The following is a 4,548-nucleotide window of genomic DNA, read 5'->3' as shown; positions in this document are numbered from 1 at the left end:
TGAGGCGCGCGGGATCCTGAAGACCCGGCACCTGCACCATGATGCGGTCGACGCCCTGGCGCTGGATCACCGGCTCGGTCGTGCCGAGTTCGTCGACGCGGCGGCGCACCACCTCGATCGACTGCCCTACGGCGGTCGAGAGGCGGTAGTTGATACCGGGATCGGTCAACGTCAGGCGGAATGAACCCGGCTCGGTCTCGGTAAGCTCCGTCTCAGTGACGGATGCGCCAGCCAACAGGCCACCCGTCGAGACCGGCGAAGTGATGTTCTGGAGTGCCGTGCGTGCCGCCGCGCCCTGCGTGGGATCGCGCAGCGTAAACACGACGCCGCCCTCACGCTCGGCAAGTTTTGCAAAGCCGACATTGGCATTGCGCAACGAGAGCTGCACGTCGTCGCGGAGGCTCTGCAGGCGGTCGTTGACGAGCGAAGCCCGATCGACCTCGAGAAGGACGTAGGAGCCGCCCTGCAGATCGAGACCGAGCGTCATCGGCCGATGCGGCAGGAAGCCCGGAAGCGCCTCCCGCTGGGACTGCGTCAGAAGGTTCGGCATCGCGAACAGGACGCCGGCGACCACCGCGAGCCAGATGAGGACGGTTTTCCAGCGGGAGAAATGAAGCATGACGTCCTCGAATCATGGCGAGGGGGCGAGTGGCCTGCGCCCTCGCCCGTTGCCGCCCGAAGGCGGATCGACGTGAAGAAGGCCGAGAACCCCCGGCCTTCGGAATGCGACCTCGAAAGAGGTTATTTCGTGTTGGCGGCGACCGGCTCGCCCTTGGTGCGCACGTCCGCGATCATCGACTGGAGAACGCGGATCTTGGTCTGCTCCGAGATTTGAACCTCGAGCTCGCCGTTGTCCATCACCTTGGTCACCTTGGCGATGATGCCACCGCCCGTCACCACCGTGTCGCCGCGGCGGATGTTGCGCAACATCTCGTCGCGCTTCTTGGCCGCGCCGCGCTGGGGGCGGATGATCAAGAAGTACATGATCGCAAAGACCGCGATGAACGGCAGGATGCTGATGAGGATGCTCTCCGGCCCCCCGGCTGCGGCGGCGGTCTGGGCGAAAGCCGGCGTGACGAACATCAACTACTCCTAGGACAGGACGAAAACGGGCGATCGCGCCCTTCACAAGTCGGCCGCAATATACGAACGGTCGGCCTGATTGCAACACAAGCCGACGCGGCATGAACGAGTGTTTCGCCGCCCCCAGAAGGACATAGCGAGACTGTGACCGCGCTCGAAGACGACCGGACCGCCCTTCTTCGCCGCATCGCCGATGCCCTGGATCGACTGGCCCCTGCCCCCGTGCCGCCTACCGATCTCACGCGCGCCGACTGCTTCGTCTTCCAGCCGCCGCTGGCGCTTCAGCCGGTGCCGAGGGTGAACCGTGTGCCGGTCGAGCTCCTGCGGGGGATCGACCGATCGCGCGAGATCCTGCTCGAGAACACCCGACGCTTCGCGGCCGGATTGCCGGCCAACAACGCGCTTCTCTGGGGCGCGCGCGGCATGGGCAAGTCGTCGCTCGTCAAGGCGGCGCACGAGTGGTCGAACCGGGAAGCCGCCTCGACGTCCGCCCCCCTCAAGCTCATCGAAATCCACCGCGAGGACATCGACCACCTGCCGGCCCTGATGCAGGTCCTGCGCGCGCAGCCGTTCCAGATCCTCCTCTTCTGCGACGACCTATCGTTTGACCATGACGACACATCGTACAAGTCGTTGAAGGCGGCGCTCGACGGCGGCGTGGAGGGGCGCCCGGCCAACGTCCTGTTCTACGCGACGTCGAACCGGCGGCATCTCCTCCCCCGCACCATGATGGAGAACGAGCAGTCCACCGCGATTAATCCGGCCGAGGCGGTCGAGGAGAAGGTCTCGCTGTCCGACCGCTTCGGCCTCTGGCTCGGCTTTCACAAATGCTCGCAGGACGACTATCTCGCGATGGTCGCGGGCTACGTTCGCGAAGGCGGGCTCGGCCTCGAGGCGGACGAGTGGCGGGCCGACGCCCTGGAATGGTCGACCACCCGCGGCAACCGGTCGGGACGCGTCGCCTACCAGTTCGTGCAGGATCTGGCCGGGCGACTCGGGAAACGCTTCGACATCTGAAACGCGAAACGGTCCCGACGCGTCGGCGTCGGGACCGTTGTTCGGATCAACCTGCAGTCGCGGCTGTCAGCGCAGGTAGGTCATCGGGTTCACCGGCGAGGAGTCCTTGCGCACTTCGAAGTGGACCATCGGCGAGTCCGCCTCGCCGGTCATGCCGGCCTTTGCGATCTCCTGCCCGCGCTTCACAGTCGAGCCGCGCTGCACAAGGATGTCGTCGGCATAGCCGTAGACCGTCACGAGGCCGTTGTCGTGCTTGACAAGGACGGTCTTACCGAACTCCTTTAAGCCCTCGCCGGCATAGATGACGACGCCGTTCTCGGCAGCCTTGATCGGGGTGCCGCGCGGCACCGAAATGTTCAGGCCGTCGTTACGGCGCGAGCCGACCTTGTCGCCGAAGTTCTTGACCACACGGCCCTGCACCGGCCAGCGGAACTGGTCGATACCGGTCGAGGCGGGCGCGAGCGACGCCTCTTCCTTCTCTTCTTCCTTCGCGACCGTGGTGGCTGGAGCCGGTGCGGCAGCGGCGACTGCGGTGTCGCTTGCCTTCGGCGCCGTGTGAGCCGCCGGTGCCGCGGGAGCGGCGGTCGCTGCAGTCATGGCCGGCTGTGCGGGCTTCGGCGCCTGCGCGGCGGCATGAGCCGGCGCCGCGGGGGCCGGAGCAGCCGGAGCGGCGGCCGCCATCGGGCGGTTGGCAGGCGCGGAGCGCGGCGCGGGAATAGCGGCAGCCTGTGCCTGGAGGGTGGTCGGCGGAGCGCCGAGCGACGCGACGCGGGTGTTCGCGGCGGCCGGAGCCGCGGCACCGCCCGGCAGCATCAGCGTCTGGCCGATGCGGATGTTGTCGCTGCTAAGGCCGTTGGCCGCGCGCAGTTCCGCGACGCTGACGCCCGAGCGGCGAGCGATCCCGAGAAGCGAGTCACCCGGCTCGACCTTGACGCTGGCGGAGCGGACGCCGGATGCCACCGGTGCCGCGCGGCTCATCGACGACTGCGCGACCTGGGCCTGACCGATCGGCGCGGCCGCAGCGCTCTGGACGGGTGCGGGTGCCGGATAGGACGACGGCGCCATCGGCGCGTTGCCGTAGGACGAGGCCGGCGGGGGCGGCAGCGAGGACCGGCTGACGGCAGGTGTCTCGACGGCGGCATAGGTCTGCTGCGGCGGCTGGTAGGCGGGCGCAGCCGGCGCGGCGGCAACCTGCGTCGTCGCGACCGGCGCCTTGGGGATCGCTCCCGTGTAGAAGCCGTCCTGAAGCCGCGTCGCATCGGCGCTGCAGCCTGCCGTGATCGAGACAACCGAAACCAGCGCGGCGGAGCGAATCAGCTTCTGCCGAAAAAGCCGCATAACGTGCGTGCGCATCTCAATCCCCATGCCTTCACCAACCTTCGCCTATTCAACCGCGTTAATGTTACCCGCCGGTTAAACGAAGGAGCGAAAACGAGGTATTCCTTTACAGGAGTGACGCTTTCCCGATTTCCAGCGGCTGGAGTCGGACCGGGAAAAGCGAGGTCAGCTCGAAGCGGCTCCCCTGGCGGTGATGGCGGACCATCTGCTGGACACCGTCCCCTGACCCGATCGCGACAACGAGCATCGCGCCCGATGCCATCTGGTCGACGAAAGCCTTCGGCAGTTCCTCGAACGAGCCATGCACCACGATCCGGTCGTAGGGCGCGGCTTCGGCATAGCCGGCCCGTCCGTCCTCCTGAAGGAAGGTCACGTTGCTGAGCGAGCAGGCGCGCAGCCGCTCGTTGGCAGCCGACGACAGGGTACGATAGCGCTCCAGCGTGACGACGTGGACGCCGAGACGCGCAAGCAGCGCCGTCACGTATCCGCTGCCGGTGCCGATCTCGAGCACGCGATGCTCGGGCTGCACTCGCAGAGCCGCGGCGATGCGGACCGCCGTCCGGGCGCTCGGCATCGTCTGGCCGCAGGGCAGCGGAAACGTGTGCTCGCCGTATGGATCGGCGACGCCGTCGGGCACGAAGAGCCGCCGCGGGATCGCCTCGACGGCCTCCATCAGACGCCCCGCGACGAAATCCTCCGAGCGAACGCGCATGAGGAGCGCGGCAAGCCCTTCCCTGTCGCCCGAAACGTCCATGCCCGGTCAGCCGGCCGCGAAGACGGAGCGCATGTCCTCACGCAGGGCATGGTGGGTCAGGTCGAGCTGCAGCGGCGTGACCGAGATGAACCCGTCGCGCAGCGCGGCGAGATCGGAGCCCTCCATGTCGGGCCCGGACTGGCGGCCGAACTTCAGCCAGTAATACGGCAGGCCCCGACCGTCCTGCCGCTCCTCGATGCCGAGCGCGTAGTCGAGTTTGCCCTGGCGCGTCACCTTCGTGCCTCGAACGGCGTCGGCCTCCACCGCGGGGAAGTTCACGTTGAAGAGCGTACCCTCGGGCGCTGCGATCGTCAGAAGCTTGCGCACGATCTCGGCGCCATGCCGCTCCGCGGTCG

Annotated in this window: 5 protein-coding genes and 1 pseudogene; 1 reads left to right on the top strand and 5 read right to left on the bottom strand. The window is 67.7% G+C overall.

Annotated features, from left to right (window positions below; genetic code table 11):
* Together QZ753_RS16435 and yajC are read right to left on the bottom strand one after the other, a co-directional pair.
* Positions 1-619, bottom strand: a pseudogene (locus QZ753_RS16435) (protein translocase subunit SecDF); the annotation flags it as partial.
* A 122-nt stretch (positions 620-741) separates the two neighbouring features.
* Entirely contained in the window at positions 742-1,083 is a 342-nt protein-coding gene (gene yajC, locus QZ753_RS16430; RefSeq protein ID WP_055884011.1) for a preprotein translocase subunit YajC, read from the bottom strand.
* 144 nt (positions 1,084-1,227) lie between these two features.
* Between yajC and QZ753_RS16425 the strand changes: the two genes are divergently transcribed.
* Positions 1,228-2,100, top strand: coding sequence for an ATP-binding protein (locus QZ753_RS16425; RefSeq protein ID WP_294645164.1), 873 nt, complete (start codon positions 1,228-1,230; stop codon positions 2,098-2,100).
* 66 nt (positions 2,101-2,166) lie between these two features.
* Here QZ753_RS16425 and QZ753_RS16420 read toward each other — a convergent pair whose 3' ends face one another.
* From QZ753_RS16420 to surE, 3 genes are all read right to left on the bottom strand, one after another.
* A complete protein-coding gene (locus QZ753_RS16420) occupies positions 2,167-3,465 on the bottom strand; it encodes a peptidoglycan DD-metalloendopeptidase family protein (protein ID WP_367171523.1) in 1,299 nt (432 codons plus the stop codon).
* Between the two features lie 79 nt (positions 3,466-3,544).
* Positions 3,545-4,192: a protein-L-isoaspartate(D-aspartate) O-methyltransferase gene (locus tag QZ753_RS16415; RefSeq protein WP_294645161.1), complete on the bottom strand. Its 648-nt coding sequence runs from the start codon at positions 4,190-4,192 to the stop codon at positions 3,545-3,547.
* A gap of 6 nt (positions 4,193-4,198) precedes the next feature.
* A partial coding sequence (surE, locus tag QZ753_RS16410) for a 5'/3'-nucleotidase SurE (protein WP_294645159.1) occupies positions 4,199-4,548 on the bottom strand: 350 nt, incomplete at its 5' end.

The sequence above is a fragment of the uncultured Aureimonas sp. genome, from assembly GCF_913775355.1.
Taxonomy (GTDB): domain Bacteria; phylum Pseudomonadota; class Alphaproteobacteria; order Rhizobiales; family Rhizobiaceae; genus Aureimonas.
This window is presented reverse-complemented; position numbering and strand designations above follow the sequence as displayed.